Raw genomic sequence first — 20,711 nt, forward strand, 5'->3', positions numbered from 1 at the left:
AATGTCCCGCATGTCCGGTCCGGTGAGGACGCTGCTCTTTCTCCAGGGGCCACCGTCGCATTTCTGGCGTGATCTGGCCGGCTCGTTCGAAGCCGCCGGCCATCGCGTCATCAAGGTCAATTGCTCGACCGCCGAATGGCTCTATTGGGGGCGCCGGCGCGCGGTCTCCTATCGCGGCCGGCTCGACGACTGGGGGGCCTGGCTCGCCGCGCTGATCGCCCGCGAAGGCGTGACCGACCTCATCTATTACGGCGACCAGCAGCCTTATCACCGCATCGCCGCCGAGATCGCCCCCAGGCTCGGCGCCACGCCCCATGTCATCGAATTCGGCTATCTGCGCCCGGCCTGGATCACGCTGGAGCGCGGCGGCATGGGCGGCTGGTCGCATTTTCCCAGCGACCCCGCCACCATCCGCGCCGTCGCCGGACAGGTCGACAAGCTGCCGGAGGAGCGGGTCTTCCCCTATTCCTTCGCGCAGGAAGCCTTCAACGAGGTCTTCTACCACCTCGTCAACTACTTCTATTTCTTCTTCTTTCCCCGCTATCACGCGGACCGCTTCTATAATCCGCTGCTCGAATATGCCAGCGCCCCGCTGCGCTGGTGGCGGCAGGCACGCCGCGAGAAGGCGGCCACCGCCGCACTCGCCGCGCGGATGGAGAAGCCGTTCGTGCTCATCCCGCTGCAGCTGCAGAGCGACTACCAGATCCGCGACAACTCGCCCTATTCCGACCAGCGACAGATGCTGCGGGAGATCTTCGGTTCCTTTGCCCGCCACGCGCCGCCGGAACTCGGCATCGTGGTGAAGCAGCATCCGCTCGACGTCGGGCTGATCGACTGGTGCACCGAGGTGATGCGGCTGGCCCGCGAGGCCGGTATCGCCGACCGGGTGACCGCGATCGACGGCGGCGCGCTGCCGGACATGCTGGAGCGCGCCACCTCGGTGATCGTCATCAACTCGACGGTCGGCCTGCACGCGCTGCGCGTCGGGCGCCCGACCAAGGTGATGGGCGTGGCGCTCTACGACATCGAGGGCCTGACCTCGGATGTGCCGCTCGACCGGTTCTGGAGCGATCCCGGCAGCGTCGACATGCAGTTGCTCGACGCCCTGGTGCGCGGCCTCGCCGGCACCATCCAGCTGCGCGGCTCGTTCTACAACCCGGAAGGCAGCGCGCATGCCCGCGCGATCATCGTCGAGCGGGTCGTGAGCGGCAGCGTCAACGGCGCCGGCGCCTTCGTCGATCCGCCGCCGCGGCTCGCCGCGGCCCGGGCCGCCAACGCCCGCCGGCGCGCGCGGATCGCCGCCAAAGACTAGGCCGCTACTGCATCATCTGACGATAGCGCTCGATGGCCTCGTTGAGGTCCTCATACATGGTCAGCTGGCCATTGGACAGGATCATGCCGGTATCGCAGTAATTCTTGATGGTGGACACCGAGTGGGACACCATGATGATGCCGGCCCGCGAACGGCGCTCGGCAAAGGCCGCCGCGCAGCGCTGCTGGAAGCGATCGTCGCCGACCGCCGTGGTTTCGTCCACCAGGTAGAAGTCGAACTCGATGGCCATGGACAGGGCGAAGGCCAGGCGCGAGTTCATACCCGAGGAATAGGTCTCCACCGGCGCATCGATGTCGGGACCGAGCTCGGCGAAATCATAGACGAAATCCAGCGTCTTCTTGAGATCGGCACCATAGACGCGGGCGAGGAACATCACGTTCTCCCGTCCGGTCATCTTGCCGTGGAAGCCGCCCGAGAAGCCCAGCGACCAGGACACGCGGGAATTGCGCCAGATCCGCCCCTTATTGGGCTCCTCGGCGCCGGCGATCAGCCGCAGGAAGGTGGATTTTCCCGCGCCGTTCTGCCCGAGCAGGCCGTAGCTGCGGCGGGGATTGAAGACCACCGAGACGTCGTTCAGCACCACCTTCTTGCGGAAGTTGACGGTGTAGTACTTGGTGACGTGATCGACGATGACCATGGTCGCCTTCCTCTCACTTGGTGGGGCGCAGCGTCTGGCGGAAGCGAAGCAGGGCGGTACCGCCTCCCCACAGGCACAACAGCACGAGCATGCCGAGCAGGACGTCGCGCAGCCGCTTGGGGCCCGAAGGCTCGTCCGGCAGGTTCGGTTGGACGAAGGTGTTGAGGTAGAGCTGCTGACGCTCGCTGTTGATGCGCGCGCGCTCGAAATTCGACGATGCCAGCGTGTAGAGGCTTTCCGCCAGCGTCCGGTTCAGCTCGATTTCCTCGAAACGGGAGATGACGTTCGAGATCGAGGCGTGCCCCTGTCCGGCCGGCGAGGTGAGCTGGCGCTCCAATATGTCGATCTGCTCCTGCGTGGCCTCTTCGCGCCATTTCAGCACCTGAAGCTGCGGGGCGGCGCTGTTGAGCGTCTTGGAGCCGGTGGAGATCTCCTGGCGCAGGCGCAATTGTTCGGTCTTGAGCGTGGCGATCAGCCGCTGGATGCCTTCCGCCGCGCTGGTGGGGTCGAGCATGCCGACATCGTTGCGCCAGTCCTTGAGCGCGGCGCGCGCATCACGCAGGCGGGCCTCGGCACGCGCCACCTCCTGCTCGCTCGAGGTGATCAGATCGCGCCGGGCGCGCTCGCCCAGCCCGTTGACCAGCTGCTCGCTGAGCTCGACTACCGCCTTGTTGATGGTGACGGCGTCCTCCGGCGAGAAGGCGTTGACCCGCAAGGTGATGATACCCGACGGCATCTCGATCGACGTCGTGATGCGGCGGCGCCAGTAGCTCACCACATCCTCGATCGACGCCGACGAGCCGAGCCGGCTGAACCAGTCGATGCCCGGCCTGTCGAACATCTTGGAGAGTTGGATCTTCTGCTCGAGCGCCTCGACGATGGCCCGGCTCTTCAGATACTCGATGACGATCGTCGTATCCTGGTACTGGGTAACCGACGGCAGGCCGGTGAGCGCCGTCACCGTGTCGATGGAGGTGGTGTCGCCGGCGCGCACCGCGAAGCGCGCCTCGGAGGCGAACTGATCGGAGGCGATGAAGGCGAAATAGAAAATCAGCAGAACAGACGGCGCGACGACGCAGAGAAGGAAGCTCGGCCGCGTCACAACCTGCAGGGGTATCGCCAGCCAGGGCACGCGTCGAACGAAATGAACGGCCCGGCGCTGTCCCTTGGCAATGCCGCGGACGCGCGCCTGCCGCGCGGTGCGCCGCAGCTCGTCCGACAACCGGGAGCTGAAGGCCAGCAATTCGTTGCGACGAGTCGTGTCAGTCATGGGATGCGAGGCCGACTCGACACTCATCTGGATTCAGGGCTTTCTACCAGAGAAAAACAAAACATGGTCCACATGGATAAAACAATACTTAAAAATACATCACGATACATAACCGCCGCACGCACCACCCACTGAAGAGCATGCCGTAGGAAGAACACCTACTGACGCACTTTACTCCAAATAGGGTGCCGGATAAAAGCTGGTCTCAAGGGCCAATCGTCAAGGTGGGCCCGAGCGATGATCGACAGGAGCATGGCGAGCAGGTGGGGAGCGGGTTTCGGATGCTGTCTGGCCAATCCGCCTTGAAGGGGCCGCCCGTCGGCCAAGGCATCAAATCCCAACTCGTCACCGGAAACCTCGAATCCTTTTCCGCCTTCGGCGTCGGTGGATGGGTGATCGCCAAGAACCCGTCCATGGGGCCGCTGGCGGTACATGTCGTCACCCCGCGGAGCTTCGACATCGGAACGCCGACGCTGCCGCGCCCCGACGTGGTGATGGGTGGCTACGATACACTGCATTGCGGCTTCAGTTTCCCGCTGACCAATTGGCTCGGTCTCGGCATTCAGCCGGACGATACTGACGAAACCGTGACGCTGCTGGTGATGCAGGGCGGCACGCCCTGCTACCGGGCGAATTTCAAGATGTCGCCCGGCAGCCTGCTGGTGCCGCAGTTCCGCTTCAACGTGGAAGCCTGTGCCCGCACCCACGTCACCGGCTGGGTCGCCTCGTCCGATCCCACCCCGCTCGTGCTGCTCGCGGTCAATGAGCGCGGCGAGGAACACCGTTTCGCACCGGGAATGGAGCGCGCCGACCTCGACGCCGACGCCCGCGCGTTCTGGGAGCCGCTGCCGCTGCGCTTCCTGCTGCGCCAGAGCCGGCTGCAGCTGTTCGCCGAACAGAGGGGGCGGCGCTCCCTCCTCGCCGAATTGAGCCCGCCCAAGGTCGTGACCTTCCTCGAGCAGCCGATCGAGGAACAGCTACGCGCCGGGCTGCGTCCCGATTTCCTCAAGGGTTGGGCGGTCAATTTGCTGGCGCCGGGCCGACGTCCCAAGGTGGTGCTGAGCGCCGGCGCGGAGGAGATCTGGTCCGCCTACACGACGCTCTACCGCCGCGACATCGCGGCGCAGACCGGCATGGACGGTTTCTGCGCCTTTTCCGCGCCGCTCGGCATGATCCCCGCCGACACGCCGTGGACGCTGTCGGTCCGGGACGGCGAGGAGGTCCACACACTCGCCAGCTCCGAGGAAGCCTGATGTCCGCTTCGATCGCCATCGCCACCGCGGACTTCGCCGGGCCGGTCCGCAATGGCGGGGTCGGCACGGCGCTGCGCGGCCTCGCCGAAACCCTGGTCGATGCCGGCCACAAGGTGACGGTGATCTACGCCAACCCGAATTACGAGGTCGGCGACGCCGCCATGTGGCGGGAATCGCTCGGGCGCGACGGCATCGGCTTCCAGGAACTGGACCCGTCGGTCCTCGAGAACGTCGCCGTCCCGGCCATGGCCGGCGGCGGCTCGGACCCGCTGCGCTCCTATGCGGTGTACCGGCATTTGCGCGAGACGCATTACGACATCGTCCATGTCGCCGACTATCTCGGCATCGGCTACTACCCGGCTCTGGCCAAGCGCGCCGGCCTGCTCGACTGCGGCCCGATCGTCGCGCAGCTGCACGGCCCGACCGCCTGGTCGATGCGCTGGAGCAATGCGCCGGTGATCAGCCCCAACGTGCTGTTCCGCGAGGCGATGGAGCGTGGCTCGGTGCAGCACGCCGACGCCATCCTGTCGCCCAGCGAGTACATGCTGTCCTTCCTGCGCAATGACGGCTGGACGATGCCGCCGACGGTGCGGGTGATCCAGAACATCCTGCCGAAGGCGCACGCCCAGGCCGGGCACAATATCCGCGCCGCCCAGACCGCCGGCGCGGTGCCGACCCTCGCCTTCTTCGGGCGGCTGGAGCACCGCAAGGGCCTGAACCTGTTCATCGACGCGCTGCAGATGCTGCAGCAGCGGGCGAGCCGGCCGTTCAAGGTACTGCTGCTCGGCAAGATCAACGACCCCGCCTATTCAGCCGATATGTTCGGCCTGCGCATGTCGCGGCTCGACATCGAATGGGAGCTGCTGGACAACCTCAACGCCAACGAGGCGCTGGACCTGCTGCAATCCACCGGCGCGCTCGCCGTCATGCCCTCGCTCAGCGACAACATTCCCTGCACCATCCAGGAATGCCTGGCGCGCGGCATTCCCTTCCTGTCGACGGAAGTAGGCGGCGGCGCCGAGCTGGTCGCGCCGCAGGACCGCGCCAACTGCTTCGTGCCGCCGACCGCCTGGGATGTCGGCGCGGCGCTCATCCGCTTCGTCGAGGCCGGCGGCGGGGTGCAGCGCGGGAACATTCCCGCCACCGACGCCGCGCGCCAGCATGCCGAGTTCACCCGCGAGCTGCTGGAACAAGACGCCGAGCGTCGCCGGACCTCGGTGCCGGCGACGCCGGTGACGTCCGACATCTCGGTCTGCATCACCCATCGCGACAATCCCGCCGGCCTCGCCCGCGCCATTGACGGCTTCGCCCGCCAGACGTTGAAGCCGCTGGAGATCGTGGTCGGCGACGACCATTCGGCGACGCCGGAGGCGCAGGCCTTCCTCGCCGCCCTGCCGGGGCGCAGCGACCTGCCCTTCCCGGTGCGGGTGGCGCGCTCGGACGGCGCCCGCTTCCCGGCGGCGGCGCGCAATGCCGCGGCAAAGGCGGCCAAGGGCAAGTGGGTGAAGTTCCACGACGACGACAACGTCTCCAAGCCGCAGGAACTGGAGGTGTTCTCCCGTGCCCTGAGAGCGGGGGATCTCGACCTCGTCACCTGTGCGCTCGACTTCGTGGCCTCCGACGCCGACATGGCGGAGGAGCGCGCCTATCGCCGCTTCCTGTTCCTCGGCGACGGCGGCGCCGCCTGCTACGTCTTCAACGTGATCGGCGACACCAACTTCATCGTCGACCGCGAGAAATTCCTCGCCGCCGGCGGCTTCGTCGAGGACGGCTTCCTCTACCACGCGGAAGACTGGCGGGCGCTGGTGCAGGCCAAGCTCGCCGGCCTGCGCATCGGCACGGTCCCGGAGGCGCTGGTCTGGTACAAGGCGGAGCCATGGCGCAACCAGACCAACTGGCGCAAGGGCGATCTGTGGGGCGCGCGCACCCGCATCAGCGAGCTGGTGCGCCAGCATCACGGCAACGAGGTCGCCTCGATCCTGCGCCTCGCCCAGGGGCTGCTGTTCACCCCGACCGCACGACAGGCGCCAGCACCGGCGGAGACGCCCGCCGAGGCGCCCGCCCCCTCCCCCATCCGGGGATGAAGGCGCCGCCGGTCAGCCTTCAGGTCGACCGGCTTCCGCCGCCCGGATCAGCCGCCGCTGCCGTGCCCGCAGCAGCGGCGCGATCACGCTGTGGAACAGGTTGACGAAGGCGGTCGGCAGGCCCGGCGCCACGGTGAAGCGACCGGCGAGCGCGCCGGCAATGATCTTGCGCGCCACCGCCTCGGCCTCCCACTCGCCGCCGCCGGCGGTGATCAGCCGCGTCGCCGCCGGCTTGGTGCGCCGCTCGGCTTCGAGCTGCGGCGTGCGCGTATCCGGCGGATAGGCCACCGTCACGCCGATGCCCAGCGGCGCCAGCTCGACGCGCAGCACCTCGGCGAGCCCCCTCACCGCGAATTTCGACGGCGCATAGGCGGAATAGCCGTAAATGCCGAACAGGCCGGCCCCGGAAGAGACGAAGACCAGCCGGCCGCTCCCGGCCGCCGCCATGTGGCGCGCCGCGGCGTGCGAGAGATAGAGCGAGCCGAGATAATTGGTGGCGAGCTGCGCCTCATGCGCGGCCAGCGGCTGGTCGAGAAACAGGCCGGGCTCGGCGATGCCCGCGCTGTTGACCAGCCAGGCCGGCGGACCATGCTCGGCGACCAGTGCCGCCACCGCCGCTTCGCAGGCGCTGGCGTCGCTCACATCGAGCGGACGGGCGACCAACTGCGCCGCCGGATGATCGCGCCGGATCGTCTCGATCGCTTGGGCAAGCCGCGCCTCGTCACGGGCGAGCAGCGCCACGCGATGCCCCCTCGCCGCCAGCTCGGCGGCGCAGGCGAGGCCGATGCCGCTCGATCCGCCCGACACGATGGCGAGGGAATCGCGACGGATGGCACCCGACGGAACGCTTCCGCGCGTCTCGGGTTCACGTGCAGATTGAGCGGGCTCGCGGTCCGGCTGCATCCTCGGGCCTGCTGGAGCGGACATGACGGCTGGCTTACACCATTGCCGCAGTGCGAAGGAAGAGCTTTCCGCCGGCACGAAGCTGCTGTTAAACACGCAGGAGTGGAGTGCGTGATGGCCGAGAGGCGGGGCGTATGGTTGGAAATGCGAGGTCGCCGCGCCAGCGTGTGCTGGTGCTGGTGCGCGGGGCCAATCCCAGCTCCGACTATTACCTCATGCCACGGCTGGCGAGGATGGATGTGAGCGTCGAGACCATCGACACCCGCCTGCATCACCCCGCCGACGTCGCGCTCGACGACGCCCTGGTGATCATCTGCCGCTATCTGCCCTGGCGCTGGCTGCGGGCGCTGCGCGCCGCGCCGGGCGCGCGCCTTGCCGCCTTCGTCGATGACGACTACAAGGCGATGCTCCGCGACCGCCGGCTGCCCCTCGGCTACCGCGCGCTGGTGGCGCTGCAGGGACTGCTGCCGCTGCGGCTGCTGCGGTCGCGCGGCTGCCGGCTCTGGGTCTCCACGCCGACGCTGGCCCACCGCCTCGCCGCCTGGCAACCGAAGGTTATCACGCCGCTTCCAGGCGCCGACGACCTCGCCGCGCCGCTGCCGCCGCCCTCGGACCTCGTGCGCTATCATGCCCAGCTCAGCCATCTCGGCGATCACGGCCTCGCCGCCGACATCGTCCGCCGGGTGCTGGCGAAGCGCCCGGCCACGCGCATCGAGGTCATCGGCCCTGACGCCGCCGCGCCGCTGTGGGGGTTCTCGGAGCAGGTGCACTTCATCGGCGAAATGGACTGGCCCGCCTATCGCGACCACACCACCGGCGGCGGCGGCGTCCTGATCGCGCCGCTGCGCGACACCGCCGTCAACCGTGCGCGCGCGCCGACCAAGGCGATCGACGCCGCCCGGCTCGGCGCCGCCGCGCTGTTCGGCGCCGGTCCGGCCTCGCAAGCGCTGGCCGGCACGGTGCCGCTGATCCCGGAGGATCCCGCCGCCTGGGAGACGGCGCTGCTCGGCCTGCTCGACGACCCCGCCGCCATCGCCGCCAATGCCGCCGCCCTGCGCGCCACGGTCGCCGACTGGGCCCGGCAGGCGGAACCGCTGGCGCCATGAGGAACCGGGGCATGTCGCAATCCCTGCCGGACCTCACGCCCGGTCTCTCGCCAGAGTTCCCGCCGGGCCTCTCCATCGCCCTGATGGTGCACGCCTTTCTGCCGGACCAGAATTACGGCACCGAGATCTACACGCTCGAACTGAGCCGGGCGCTGAAGCAGCTCGGCCATCGCCCGACCGTCATCGCCGCCCGGCGCCACGGCCCGGCGGAGATCGTGCGCGAGGACTGGGACGGCGTGCCGGTCATCCGCGTGCCGGCGCTCGCCACCGACACCCGCTCCACCTTCGACGACCCCTCGCGGGTGCCGCTCTACCGGTCGCTATTCGAGGAACTGAAGCCGGACGTGGTGCATGTCTGCCATTTTCTCTACCACACCACGGCGGCGCATGAGGCGGCCCGGCAGCTCGACATTCCGCTGGTCGCCACCTTCACCGACTTCCACGGCTTCTGCCACACCGGCCTGCTGAGCACGCCCTCCGGGACGCCCTGCGCCGGCCCTTCCCATCTGCGCTTCGGCTGCCTCGCCTGCGGCGTGCACGAGAAGCAGCGCACCGCCCCCGCCGACAGCTGGTGGAAGTTGCTCGGCCGCTGGCCGATGCCCCAGCTGTCGGCACTGACCGCGCTGCTCTACCGCCCCGTGCTGCCGCGCGCCCTGCGCGAGGAGATCGACGCGGTGTGCGACCGCCCGGCCGTGCTCAAGGAGGCGCTGAACACCTACCGTGCCGCCATCGTGCCGACCGAGTTCACCGCCCAGCGCTACCGCGACAACGCCATCACGGTGCCGATGACGGTGTCGCGCTTCGGCGTCGACATCGACCGGACGCCGAAGCCACCGCCGCCTCCGGGGCCGCTGCGCATCGGCTATATCGGCCAGATCGCGCCGCATAAGGGCCTGCACGTGCTGATCGAGGCGGTGCGCGGGCTGAGGCCGGCCGCCGGACAGCCGGCGCCGGAAGTCGACGTGTGGGGACCGCTCGACCAGCACCCGGCCTATGCCGCGCGCATCGCGACGATGGCGGAGGGGATGCAGGTGAGGTTTGCGGGGCTGTTCGACCCGGCCGACATGGCTAGCATCATGGCCGGGATCGACGTGCTGGTCATTCCCTCGATCTGGCACGAGAACAGCCCGCTGACGCTGCTGCAGGCACTTGCCACCCATACGCCCGTCATCATGTCCGACGTGCCGGGCATGCGGGATTTCATCGAGACCGGCGTCAGCGGGTTCGCCTTTCCGGCCGGCGACGCCGACAGTCTCGCGGCGGCCCTGCGCCCGTTCATCGACGACCCCGGCCTGGCGGCCCGGATGAGCCGCGGCGTCGATTATCCGCGCACCTCCATCGACATGGCCCGCGACGTGCTCGCAATCTACCGCGCCTGTGGCATAGTGCCGGCCGAATTGCCGGTATTATTGGGTGGCTAGATGCATGTGGCACCCCGGCCACAGGTAGCATTTCAATAACCAAAACCGCGTTGCACCGAGGTCGTCGCCTCGCTTCGGCGCCAATGAGCGGCTATAAACTCCGCCGAATATAAGGAAGGCAGTATGATTGTCTGGAAGACTTTACCCCGCGTAGGCGTTATTTCTACGCTCCTTTCGGCGATCATTCTGAGCGGCTGCGGCATCGTTCCGAGTGCTGGCCCCAACCGTCAACAGATTACCGAAGCTTCCCAGTCTAAAGACCCCGAGATCTCCGACTTCATGCTGGTCGACATCAACAGGGATGTCCTGACCTCGTTGTCGCAGTACGCTCCCCCCACGCTCGAAGGTCGTTTCAGCAACCGGAAGCGGCCGTCGAAATATGTCATCGGCGTCGGCGACGCCGTCACCGTGACCGTGTGGGAAGGCGCCGCCGGCGGCCTGTTCTCGCGCCCGGCGGTGGACGGTCTCGGCACCGGCTCGCAATCCGCGGCGATCCCGGAGCAGCAGGTCACTAAGGACGGCACCATCTCCGTGCCGTTCGCCGGCCGCATCAAGGTGGCGGGCAAGACGGCCGAGGAAGTCGAGGAGACCATCGTCTCCAACCTGACCGGCAAGGCGATCGAGCCGCAGGCGCTGGTCGTGGTCACCAAGAGCGTCAACAACACCGCTACGGTGATCGGCGAGGTGAACGCCCCGGGGCGCATCATGCTCACCCCGCGCGGCGAACGCATCCTCGACGTGATCGCTACCGCCGGCGGCAACAAGATCCCCGTGCACGAGGCGTTTGTCGTCATGTCCCGCGGCGGCGTCAATGCCGCCGTGCCGCTGCAGACGATCATGGGCCGGCCGTCCGAGAACGTCTATGTGATGCCGGACGACACGATCAGCATCATCCGCGAGCCGCAGACCTTCACCGTGTTCGGTGCCGCCGCGCGCAACGCGCAGGTGGCCTTCAGCACCGCGGGCATCAGCCTGACGGAAGCGCTGGCGCAGGTCGGCGGCCCGATGGACAACCGCGCGGACCCGCGTGGCGTCTACCTGATGCGCTTCGAGACGGAAAAGGTGGCCCGAGCCCTGAACCCGGAGCACACGGCTTCGTCGCAAAATGGCTATGTTCGGGTGGTCTACCAGCTTAACATGCATCAGGCGGATGCTATCCTGCTGGCCAGCGGCTTCCGTATGCGCAACAAGGACGCGATCTATATTTCCAACGCGCCGCTGTCGGATCTGAACAAGGTATTGTCGGTGTTCAGCACCGTGGCCTCGCCGATATCGCAAGCCACAAATATTGCGGATGGGTTCTGATTGGAGAAGCTGGACGAAGACCGGGAGCGCGAAGAGCGCAAGCAGAGGGCGATGAAGGCCAAGCGCCAAGCGCAGGCCAAGGCAGCCGCCAAGAAGGTTGCGCCCAAAGAACCGGTTTTCGTTACGGCACCTCCACTCGCGAGTTCGGAGCTTCCGCCCCCCCAGGCGGCGCCGATCGCCAAAACGGCGCCGGCGGGCAAACCGCCCGCAGCCAAGCCCGCACCAGGCACAAAGCCGGCTCCGGCCGCCAAACCAGCTCCGGCCGCCAAGCCGGCCCCGGCGGCGCCGGACGTACCCGCCGCCCCCCAGGCTCCGGCCACCGAGGCCCCGGCGAGGGCGCCGGCGACCAATCTCGAGGCGGAAATATCGGCGCTGCTGACCGCCCGGGAGCAGCGCACGCGGCGGCGGCTCGGCATCAGCTTCGTCCTGGCCGTCCTGGTGCCCACGCTGATCGCTGCCATCTACCTGGCGTTTTTCGCGACACCGCGTTTCCTCGCGGAATCGAAATTCGTCGTGCGCGGCACGGTGGAAATGCTGGGGGGCGAATCCAGCCGCTTCTCACGGGACTTGTCCGCGCTATCCGGCGCCACCAACAACCAGGAATCGCACATCCTGGTCGACAATGTGATGAGCCGCGCCATGGTCGAGCGGGTTCTCGACAAGATGGATCTCTACGCGGTGTTCCACATAGCGCGTCAGACTCCTGAGTCCCCCCGCTCCCAGGACCCCGCCTTCGATCGGCTGATGGCGCAATGGAACTCCATGGTCCATCTGTCCGTGGACGCCATCACGGGAATCCTGGTCCTCAACGTGCAGGCCTACACGGCTCAGGATGCGCTCTCGCTGTCGCAGGCCATACTGGACGAATCCACCGCGCTGATAAACGCGATCACCGCCCGGGCGCGCCAGGATCGGCTCGAGCGCGCCACCAAGGAAGTCGATCTGGCGCGTGCGGATCTCGCCAATCTGCTGAAGCAATTCGAGGCGTTCCGCAACGAGCAGGGAACGGTCGACGCCAGCTATTCGGCGCTCGCCCTCCAGGGACTGGCATCGATGCTGCGCGATCAACGGGTCGCGCTCAATGCCGAGCTGACGACCGCACGCTCATCGATGAGCAACGATACGGCGCCGACGCGCAACCTGTCCAATCGGCTCGACTCGCTGGACAACGAAATCTCCGGCCTCGACGCGCAGATCGGTGGCAGCACCCATGCCGGCGACCGCAAGAGCGTGCCGCAATCGCTGGTGATGCAGGAGAACCTGGAAACCAGGCGCAAGCTGATGATCGACCGCGTCTCCCGCGCCGAGGCCGCGCAGTCCATGGCGCTGTCGGACAGCCTGCGTCAGCAGGCGTTCGTCATGATCTTCGAGCCGCCCTTCCTGCCGCATCTGGCCGCGTTTCCGCGTGTCTTCATCGATACATTCATCGTGCTGCTGGTGTTCTTCGGCTTCTGGTGCATGGGGGCGACCTATGCCAAGAACCTGCGCGACCACGGCTGAAGACAGGCGCTGCGACGGGCCGCGACAACCTCTCGCGCACAGAGCGGGCCGGGGCCCACGGCGAATTCGGGGGCAATGCATGCGGGCCGATGAACTCGGGCCACCGTGACGCTGGCGCGACGGAATCAGCGAAAGATCTGCGCCGGCGGGAAGCCGGGCATGTCGAGTGCCGGAACCAGCTGCTCGTAGAGCGCCGCATAGCGCTCCACCATCTCCTCGACTCCGAACATGGCGCTGCGGGCCCGGTTGCGCTCGCCGAGCGCGGCGCGGCGTTCGGTGTCGTTCAGCAGCGCCACCGCCTTTGCTGCGGTGTCGGCGGGATCGCCTCCGAGCGTCTCGGCGCCGTCGAGGATCTCCGACAGCGCGCCGATATCATTGCCGCAAACCGCCAACCCCATATTCATCGCGAAGGGCACGACCTGGCCGAAGCTCTCGCGCACCACCGGCGCGATGAAGGTGCCGGCCCGGCCATAAAGCTCCGGAAGGGCCCCGAAGGGAACGCTGCCGGTGAACTCGAAATTCGCCCGCACGCCCCTCTCGACCGTGCGCTGGATGAACAGATCCAGCAACGGCCCGTCCCCGACGACCAGGAAGCGCGTGGCCGGCCGCTGACGGGCGATCTCGATCAGCACCTCGATCGAGGCGTCGTCCAGCTTGTCGCGCTCCAGGCGGTACACCATGACCACGGTGTCGGCGACGTCGGCATCCCCCGCCCGGGCGGCGGGGACGGACCGGAACAGGCTGCGGTCGATCCCGGGATGGATCACATGCGCCAGCGCCGGATCGAGATCGGCGGCGAAGTGGGTGCGCACATAGTCCGAGACGAACACATAGGCGTTCACGCCCGGATCGAGCAGCGGCGGCACCGGCGTGTTGACGTTCTCGATGATCGGCAGACCGCGCCCGCGCAGGGCCGCGAAGGCCTCGGCATACCACGGGTCGTCGGAACCGCCCCAATACTGCACATGGACGAGCTCGGGCGAGAAGGCGTCCAGCACATGGGCGAAGGCCGGCGCCCGGCTGCCGAGGGGCACCAGATGCACGATCGCTCCCACCGGCGCCCCGCCGGCGGGAAGCTTGGCCGTCAGGATCTGCATCTCGTTCTCGAGACCGAGATACTCGATGAGATCGATCACCAGCTGCGTCGAGCCGCCGATATTGAGGTTGGGAATGACGTGCAGCACCTTGCGACGGCGCCCGGCCAGCCGCCGCCCGCCGCGATGGACGATGCGGTAATGCGGAGCCGCCTTGCCGAACAGCAGTTCCCTCAGCGCCCCGGTGAGGCGACGCAGATAGGTGACGGTGGAGAACTCCAGCTGCCAGGGCGCCGACGGCCCGGCGCGGCGCGTGCGCCGGCTGACCTCGCGCGCATGGCGCTCCAGCTCCGCGAGGAAGGCCAGCGCCTCCCCCGGCGAGCGCATCAGTTCGAAGAAGCGATAGAGCAGCAGGCCGGGGCCGGAGGTCGGCGGCCGCGACCAGCCGATCAGGCGCTTGTCGCGCACCTGTTCGAGCACGCCGCCGATGACCAGAAGCTGCTCGCGAACCCCCTTGATGTCTTCGAGAAGTTCGGCCTGCCGGGCTTCGAGCCGATCGAGCCGATCATGGATGTCTTCCCAGCGGCCGGAGACTTCCTTCTCTCCAGGAGGCTCGGCGCGGATCATTCGCAATTCCATACTCAGTCGCCATCAGGATATATGTGCAAGATTGCACATGGATTCCCTAAGAGGAAGACAAGACCGGCGACGGGTCGCCGGGGCCGCCGTCGGGAACGCTCCGGTGGCTGTCGGGCGCGACGACGGCAACGAGCGTAGGCGGCGGAGAGCGTAGGCATGGGTGGATGGGGCTATCAGCGACCGCGGATGATCGAGCGCCGCGGCGCCGACTTCTTCGAGCCGGCCCATCCCGAGCCACGCACCCAGCGCGCCAACCTCGTCGAGACCATTCTCGGCGCGCGGCACAGCCTGATCTCCAACTGGATGGAGAAATCCTACGCCAGCGGCTGCGACAGCTTCCGCATCATGCGCCGGCAGATCGTGATCGCCAATCGCCCCGACGCCATCCGCCAGGTACTGGTGACCGACAATGCCATCTTCGAGCGCAAGGGCCCGCCGGTGCGGCGGGCGCTGGAAGGAGTCATCGGCAAGGGCCTGTTCATCAGCGATGGCCCGCTCTGGGCGGAGCGGCGGCCGCTGGTCGCCGACGCCGTCCACAAGAACCGCCTTTCCGCCTTCGCCGCGCCGATGGAAAGCGTGACCGCCGAATTCGCCGAGCGCTGGGCCGCCCTGCCCCCCGGCACGACGCGCGACGCGCAGGCGGACATGGCGGCGCTGACGGCCGAGATCATCACCCGCGCCGTGTTCGGCGCCCAGTTGCGCGCCGGGGCCGCCCGGGCGGTGATCGAGGGCTTCACCCAGTTCCAGGACCGGGTCGATTCGTTCAACATCGGCTACTTCCTCGGCCTCGACGAAGGATTGCGCGTGCGGCACGGCTGGCGCGTGCGCCGGGCCATCGCCGGCCTGCACCGGACCATCGAACAGGTGGTCGCGGACCATCTCGCCTCGGATTCCGGCGAGGATTCGCTGCTCTCCCGGCTCATCAGCCATCGCGACGACGAACACCATCGCAAGCTCGGCGTGCAGGCGCTGCACGACGAGGCGGCCACGCTGTTCCTCGCGGGGCACGAGACCACGGCCACCACCCTCACCTGGGCGTGGTACCTGCTGGCCAACGCCCCCTGGGTGGAGGAGCGACTGCATGAGGAGATCGACCGCGTCGCCGGAGACCGCCCGATCGGTTTCGCCGACGTGCCGAAACTCAGCTGGTGCCGGGCGGTGATCGACGAGACGATGCGGCTCTACCCGCCGATTCCGATCTATTCCCGCCAGGCGAGCCAGGCGGCGCGGATCGGCGACATCGAGGTCGAGCCGCAGGCCATGGTACTGGTGATCCCGTGGCTGCTGCATCGCGCCCGCGATCTCTGGGAGGATCCGAACCTGTTCCGCCCGGAACGCTTCCTGGCCGGCCGCCCAGCGCCCTTCAGCTACATTCCGTTCTCGGTCGGTCCGCGCGTCTGCGCCGGGGCGAGCTTCGGCCTGACCGAGGCGGTGCTGTGCCTCGCCATGCTAGCCCAGCGCTTCGTCGTCCGCCCGACCGGCGCGCCGGTGATGCCGATCTGCCGGCTGACGCTGCGCCCGGAGGGCGGGCTGCCGGTCACCCTGGAAAGGCGGCGCTGACATGACCGCGAACGACGTCATCCGCGAGGGCTTTCGCGAACGGCTGGAAGACTATTGGCATCTCGGCCTGCATCAGGTGCTGCGCCGGGCGCCGATCGACGCGGCGTCCGACCTCGGCAGCCTGCTGGTGCGGCGCAACGTCAAGCGCAACCTGCCGCACATCATCACCGGCGCCCGGCACAATCTGCGGCGGCTCAAGCCGGACTGGTCCGACGACGAGGTGGAGGCCGGTGTCCAGCGCTTCCTCGACAATGTCGGGCGCGTCTACGCCGAGTTCTCGCTGCTGCACCGCCTCATCGCCGAGGGACGCGTGAGCTTCGACCCCGACAAGTTCCGCACCGGCTGGTCGCCGCCGCGCCCCATGGTGATGGTGATGCTGCACACCGGCAATTGGGAGGTGTTCCCGGCGGCGCTGTCGCATCTTGGCCTGCCGATCAACAGCTTCTACCTGCCGCCGGAACCGGCGGTTCACAATGCCATCGTGCAGAAGGTGCGGGCCGAGCTCGGCGTTACCCTGCTGCATCCGGGGCCGCGCGGCGTGCGCGACGCGCTGCGCCTGCTGAAGAGCGCTCGGCCGTTCGCGATCTTCGGCGACGATGCCCGCGGCGGCGAGACCATGGCGCCGCTGTTTGGCCGGCCACCGCATGAGGGCGGCAATCTCGGCCTGGTGTCCCGCTTCGCCCGCAGCTGCGACGCCGAGCTGGTGATCTGCCACTGCGTCCGCCTCCACAAGAGCCGCTTCGAACTGCATGCCGGCGACATCTTCCGGCTGTCGGACGCAGTGGGAACCCGGGCCGACGTTCTGGACGACATCGCCTATCTGAACGGGCTGATCGAGCCGATCATCCGCGCGCATGCCGACCAGTGGTACTTCCTCGACGACCGCTTCTGACTGCCGGCCCGGAGGGCTACGTGGACTGAAGCGCTCGGGTTCGATAGTTTCGTGCCCTTGATCACGCCGTGGCGGCCGACGGCCTCCGCTGCGGTCGAAATTGCAACGTTGTCCCGTCAAAGAGACCAATGTCGAAAACGATCACAGCCCCGTCTGCCAAGGCGCCTCATCAGGACGTTTTTTCCTCCTCCGAGTTCGACTTCGATTTCGACCTCGAGCAGGGCGGCACCTATGAGGTGACATCGCAGCCGCTTCCCTACGGGTTTTTGTTTTCTCCCAAGGGAAAGGGCCTGCCGCTGATCGTGCTCAGCCCGCACGGGGCGGACAGGACGGCGGAAGGCTCGCGCGGCTTCCTGCGTGCCGACTGGCTCCGGAAACTGCCGTACAACACGCTGGTGTGGCAGGATCCGACCGCCGCGCTGGGCGATATGGTGCAATCGGGGTTCGGCCTTGGAACGGCGGAGCACTGGACGCTGCCGAACATCGCCCATGTGGTGGCGAATCTCCGCGACCAGCTGGGCATCGCCAACGAGAACATCGTGTTCGTCGGGTTTGGCGGCGGCGGTTTCACCTCCCTCGTGCTGGTGTCGCACTTTCCCGGGGCCAGCTGCTTCGTCAACAATCCGAACACCGATCTGCTGAAGGAGCGCCGGGGCGCCCTCTCCAAGGTGCTCGGCCTCGGCTATCCCGACCTGTCGCTGGTGGATCTCGCGCGGACATTTCCCGAGCGGTTCATCGCCATTGAGGCGCTCAAGGCCAATCCGACGCCGCCGCGCCTCTACTGCCTGCAGAATGCGCGTCAGGACGTCCGGCAGTTCAGGGCCTTCATGACCGGCATGATCGGCATCAAGGCCAAGGCGCCGCCGTCGACGGAAGACCATGGCGGCGACGGCCTCATCGTCGACTATTACGTCGACGACCAGACCAGCAACAAGGCGGTCAAGCCGGAGCTGTGGGCGCATCACCTGGAGCGGATAGCCGACTGGTTCGCCACGCCGCAGATGCGCGCCGCGTCGAGGCTCACCTCGCCCAGGACCGCCCCGCTCGCGATCGAGCAATCACCGGTGCGCGGCTCGTGGCACGCGCTGCTGCCCACGGAAGTCGCCTATTGGGAAACCGTGATTTCCGGCCGCCACGGCAAGCCGGAAACCGTCAAGAAGTTCCGCGAGCGCGCCGCCGGGCACTATCCGGTGCCGCCCTCCGTGGTGACGCTGCTGCAGCGGCTCGACATCGTCCGCGCCCGGCTGCTCGACGTCGGCGCGGGGCCGCACACCACCATCGGACCGGTACTCTACGGCACCCGCCTCAACATTGTCGCCGTCGACCCGCTGGCCGAGCCCTATAACGAGCTTCTCGACAAATACGGGATCGAGCCGGCCATCCGCACCGTCAAAGGCGAGGCCGAGACCCTGTCGCAGCAGTTTACGGATGAGCGTTTCGACCTCGTCTATTGCCGCAACGCGCTTGACCACATGCGCGCGCCCTGGACCGCGCTCCAGCAGATGCTCGACGTCTGCACCCCCGGCGGCATGGTGCACATCGAAGGTTCGGTCAATGAAGGGCTGAAACAGGGCTATGGCGGACTTCACCAATGGAACGTCATGCCAGCCGAACGCGACCTGATCATCTGGAATGACGAGGGCGCCAAGCTCGCCAGCAGGACGCTCACCGGCGTCGCGCAGATCAGGACGGCCGGGAAGGACGCGTGGTTCTCTGCCACTCTGATCAAGGAACTCTGACGTTTCCGAGCCCCTCTCACGCGGGGGTCCGCCATCGGCGCGCCCGGGGCGACGGCTGCCCCGCGAGAGGCATATGTCGGTGACATGCCGCGGCGCGGAGGCGCGCCGCCCCCGCCATGGAATGAGGCTAGAGCGCTTCGCTTATCTTGGTGCGGAGCGCATGCATCATGATGACGGCAACGGTCACAAAGGCCAGCATCAGCCCCGCTATGTAGTAACCATTGTAGAAATCGCTGATGTAGTAGCCGTAATAGGCCGTGCGTGCCGCATCGACGATCTGGGTCAGCGGCAGGAACCAGATCCAATAGGAAAGCTGCTCGGGCAAGCTGGACGGCAGATACATCACGCCGCAGGTGATCCAGGACAGCGGCACGAACAGGTTGGCGATAATCAAGAAAAATGGCGACAGAAGAGCCAGGATGGCGAAGAACACCCCGATGCTCACGCCGAGCAGATAGGCTTGAAACATAACGAAGACGAATTGCGGCACGTTGAAAACCACGACATCGAAGCCGAGAAGCGCAAGTGCCGCCAGCGTGAAGATGACGACGCACGCCGAACTGAGCAATTCGCCGATGGAGCGCGCCACGAGAAGATCGACCAGGGTCACCCCGGGAAACGAAAGCAGCCTCCGGTTTGAAACCGGCCCGGTCTTGACCTGACGGAATCCATAAAGCCAGACGACGAAGGGCAGCGCGCCCGTCGCGAGAAACATCGTCGTGTCCGTGCCCATCGGCCCGGTACGCCCCAATATGTAGTAAATCGACAGCATGATGCCGATATGGCTGAGCGGCTGACCGAGCGACAGCAGAAAGCCGAAACGGCTACCGGCGACGCGTGTTCGGATGTCGCGCAGGAAAACCGCCCGAACGACTCGGAAATGCGCCAGCAGCCTCTGATTGAAGCGCGGGGCGGCGGCGTCGAGCTCGGCAAGCGCCCGCCGCGTGTCGGCGACGGTCAGGGCCGAGGCGGCCGGTACGGGAGCACTCTTCATGACCGTCGCTCGCCAGCGCTCACTGCGCCGCGCGCAGCGGCAGCAGACTCTGGAAATGGCTGCACAGGAAATCGATTCCAGAGTGCAGGTTGACCGCAGGCTTCCAGCCCAACCGATCCTCGGCCAGACGAATGTCGAGCTGGGAGGCCGGCACGTCGAAACGCCGGGCCTCGCGCATGATCACATTGGGGCGCGCCCTCAGATGATGCTCCAGCTCGTCGATGATGCTGAGCAGCGTGGAGCCCACCCCGGAGCCGACATTGACCGGCCCCGTCACGTCCCGCCGCCGGCCGGCGGCGATGAGCGCGCTCACCACATCGTCGACCCACACATAGTCGCGCAAAGTCGATCCATCGCCATAAATGGTGATCGGACGCCCCTCGATCGCGGCATGGGTGAAGGCGGTTACCGCCCCCAGCCCCTTGGCGATGTTCTGGCCGGTGCCATAGGCGTTGCTGATCCTGAGGCTGACGCTGTTGACCTCATATTGAGCGGCATAGAAGGCGAGATAGTTTTCCGCCGCGAGCTTGGAGGCGCCATAGGCGCTCACCGGGCTGGTGGGATGCCCCTCATCGATCGGCAGATAGCGGGCGGGCCCATAGACAGCGCCGCCCGACGAGGCGAAAACCACGCGTACGTCCGGACGTTTGCGGACCGCTTCCAGAAGCTTAACCAGTCCGACGACATTGTTGCGCAAATCGGAAAGAGGATCGGCGGTCGCGGTTTGCGGTATCGACGACCAAGCAAGATGGTAAACGGTGTCGACGTCCTCAAGGAGCCGGCAAAACACCTTATGGGAAGTCTTGGCGAGATCCACGCGATGAATGGGAAAGGGGCCGTCAGTGGTGGAGTGTCCGCGAAAAACAGTACCCTTCAGCGGCACGCCCTGCCGCACAAGCTCGCGACACAGCGCCGTTCCAAGAAAGCCTCTCGCTCCAATGACCAAAGCTGTCATGTGCCGACTGAGCTGATTCTCAGGATCACGGATTGCCCTACCCGCATTAAAATGACCTTATCGCCCATCCCGTTGCGGACCCCGAA

The 20,711-nt window shown here is 67.1% G+C and carries 16 protein-coding genes; 10 read left to right on the top strand and 6 right to left on the bottom strand.

Going from position 1 to position 20,711, the window contains the following annotated elements; all coding sequences use genetic code 11:
• The first annotated feature begins 10 nt into the window (after positions 1-10).
• Positions 11-1,312, top strand: coding sequence for a capsule biosynthesis protein (locus tag LGR54_RS14420; protein ID WP_230362690.1), 1,302 nt, complete (start codon positions 11-13; stop codon positions 1,310-1,312).
• A gap of 4 nt (positions 1,313-1,316) precedes the next feature.
• Here the strand turns inward: LGR54_RS14420 and LGR54_RS14425 are convergent, their stop codons facing one another.
• Together LGR54_RS14425 and LGR54_RS14430 are read right to left on the bottom strand one after the other, a co-directional pair.
• A complete protein-coding gene (locus LGR54_RS14425) occupies positions 1,317-1,970 on the bottom strand; it encodes an ABC transporter ATP-binding protein (RefSeq protein ID WP_230362691.1) in 654 nt (217 codons plus the stop codon).
• 13 nt (positions 1,971-1,983) lie between these two features.
• Positions 1,984-3,240 carry a hypothetical protein gene (locus tag LGR54_RS14430; RefSeq protein WP_230362692.1) on the bottom strand — a complete coding sequence of 419 codons (1,257 nt, stop codon included), beginning with the start codon at positions 3,238-3,240 and terminating at the stop codon, positions 1,984-1,986.
• 281 nt (positions 3,241-3,521) lie between these two features.
• Between LGR54_RS14430 and LGR54_RS14435 the strand changes: the two genes are divergently transcribed.
• Together LGR54_RS14435 and LGR54_RS14440 are read left to right on the top strand one after the other, a co-directional pair.
• Positions 3,522-4,493, top strand: coding sequence for a hypothetical protein (locus LGR54_RS14435; RefSeq protein ID WP_230362693.1), 972 nt, complete (start codon positions 3,522-3,524; stop codon positions 4,491-4,493).
• Positions 4,493-6,577, top strand: a complete 2,085-nt coding sequence (locus tag LGR54_RS14440) for a glycosyltransferase (protein ID WP_230362694.1) — start codon at positions 4,493-4,495, stop codon at positions 6,575-6,577. Before LGR54_RS14435 ends, LGR54_RS14440 begins: the two co-directional genes overlap by 1 nt.
• Before the next feature lie 12 nt (positions 6,578-6,589).
• Here LGR54_RS14440 and LGR54_RS14445 read toward each other — a convergent pair whose 3' ends face one another.
• Positions 6,590-7,384 (bottom strand): SDR family oxidoreductase, encoded by a 795-nt coding sequence (locus LGR54_RS14445; RefSeq protein ID WP_230362695.1) that lies wholly within the window; start codon positions 7,382-7,384, stop codon positions 6,590-6,592.
• A gap of 230 nt (positions 7,385-7,614) precedes the next feature.
• Between LGR54_RS14445 and LGR54_RS14450 the strand changes: the two genes are divergently transcribed.
• The 4 genes from LGR54_RS14450 (at position 7,615) to LGR54_RS14465 (ending at position 12,812) form a co-directional block, all read left to right on the top strand.
• The gene (locus LGR54_RS14450; RefSeq protein WP_230362696.1) at positions 7,615-8,586 is read left to right on the top strand and encodes a hypothetical protein; all 972 of its coding nucleotides are present in this window, start codon (positions 7,615-7,617) and stop codon (positions 8,584-8,586) included.
• An 11-nt stretch (positions 8,587-8,597) separates the two neighbouring features.
• Complete coding sequence (locus tag LGR54_RS14455) at positions 8,598-10,007, top strand: glycosyltransferase family 4 protein (protein ID WP_230362697.1); 1,410 nt, start codon at positions 8,598-8,600, stop codon at positions 10,005-10,007.
• Positions 10,008-10,130: 123 nt separating this feature from the next.
• Entirely contained in the window at positions 10,131-11,312 is a 1,182-nt protein-coding gene (locus LGR54_RS14460) for a polysaccharide biosynthesis/export family protein (RefSeq protein ID WP_230362698.1), read from the top strand.
• The gene (locus tag LGR54_RS14465) at positions 11,313-12,812 is read left to right on the top strand and encodes a hypothetical protein (protein WP_230362699.1); all 1,500 of its coding nucleotides are present in this window, start codon (positions 11,313-11,315) and stop codon (positions 12,810-12,812) included.
• Between the two features lie 125 nt (positions 12,813-12,937).
• Here LGR54_RS14465 and LGR54_RS14470 read toward each other — a convergent pair whose 3' ends face one another.
• Complete coding sequence (locus LGR54_RS14470) at positions 12,938-14,473, bottom strand: glycosyltransferase family 4 protein (protein ID WP_230362700.1); 1,536 nt, start codon at positions 14,471-14,473, stop codon at positions 12,938-12,940.
• A gap of 168 nt (positions 14,474-14,641) precedes the next feature.
• On the opposite strand from LGR54_RS14470, the gene LGR54_RS14475 reads away from it, so the two are divergent.
• The 3 genes from LGR54_RS14475 (at position 14,642) to LGR54_RS26040 (ending at position 18,676) form a co-directional block, all read left to right on the top strand.
• On the top strand, positions 14,642-16,045 hold the full coding sequence (locus tag LGR54_RS14475) for a cytochrome P450 (RefSeq protein ID WP_230362701.1): 1,404 nt from the start codon (positions 14,642-14,644) through the stop codon (positions 16,043-16,045).
• 1 nt (position 16,046) lies between these two features.
• Positions 16,047-16,937 carry a lysophospholipid acyltransferase family protein gene (locus tag LGR54_RS14480; RefSeq protein ID WP_230362702.1) on the top strand — a complete coding sequence of 297 codons (891 nt, stop codon included), beginning with the start codon at positions 16,047-16,049 and terminating at the stop codon, positions 16,935-16,937.
• Positions 16,938-17,005: 68 nt separating this feature from the next.
• Positions 17,006-18,676, top strand: a complete 1,671-nt coding sequence (locus tag LGR54_RS26040) for a methyltransferase domain-containing protein (protein ID WP_230362703.1) — start codon at positions 17,006-17,008, stop codon at positions 18,674-18,676.
• 127 nt (positions 18,677-18,803) lie between these two features.
• Here the strand turns inward: LGR54_RS26040 and LGR54_RS14490 are convergent, their stop codons facing one another.
• Positions 18,804-19,670, bottom strand: a complete 867-nt coding sequence (locus LGR54_RS14490; RefSeq protein ID WP_230362704.1) for an ABC transporter permease — start codon at positions 19,668-19,670, stop codon at positions 18,804-18,806.
• A gap of 19 nt (positions 19,671-19,689) precedes the next feature.
• Positions 19,690-20,625, bottom strand: a complete 936-nt coding sequence (locus LGR54_RS14495; protein WP_230362705.1) for an NAD-dependent epimerase/dehydratase family protein — start codon at positions 20,623-20,625, stop codon at positions 19,690-19,692.
• Between the last annotated feature and the right edge of the window lie 86 nt (positions 20,626-20,711).

It is taken from the genome of Ancylobacter sp. Lp-2 (assembly GCF_020523795.1).
In the GTDB taxonomy this organism is placed as follows: Bacteria; Pseudomonadota; Alphaproteobacteria; order Rhizobiales; family Xanthobacteraceae; genus Ancylobacter.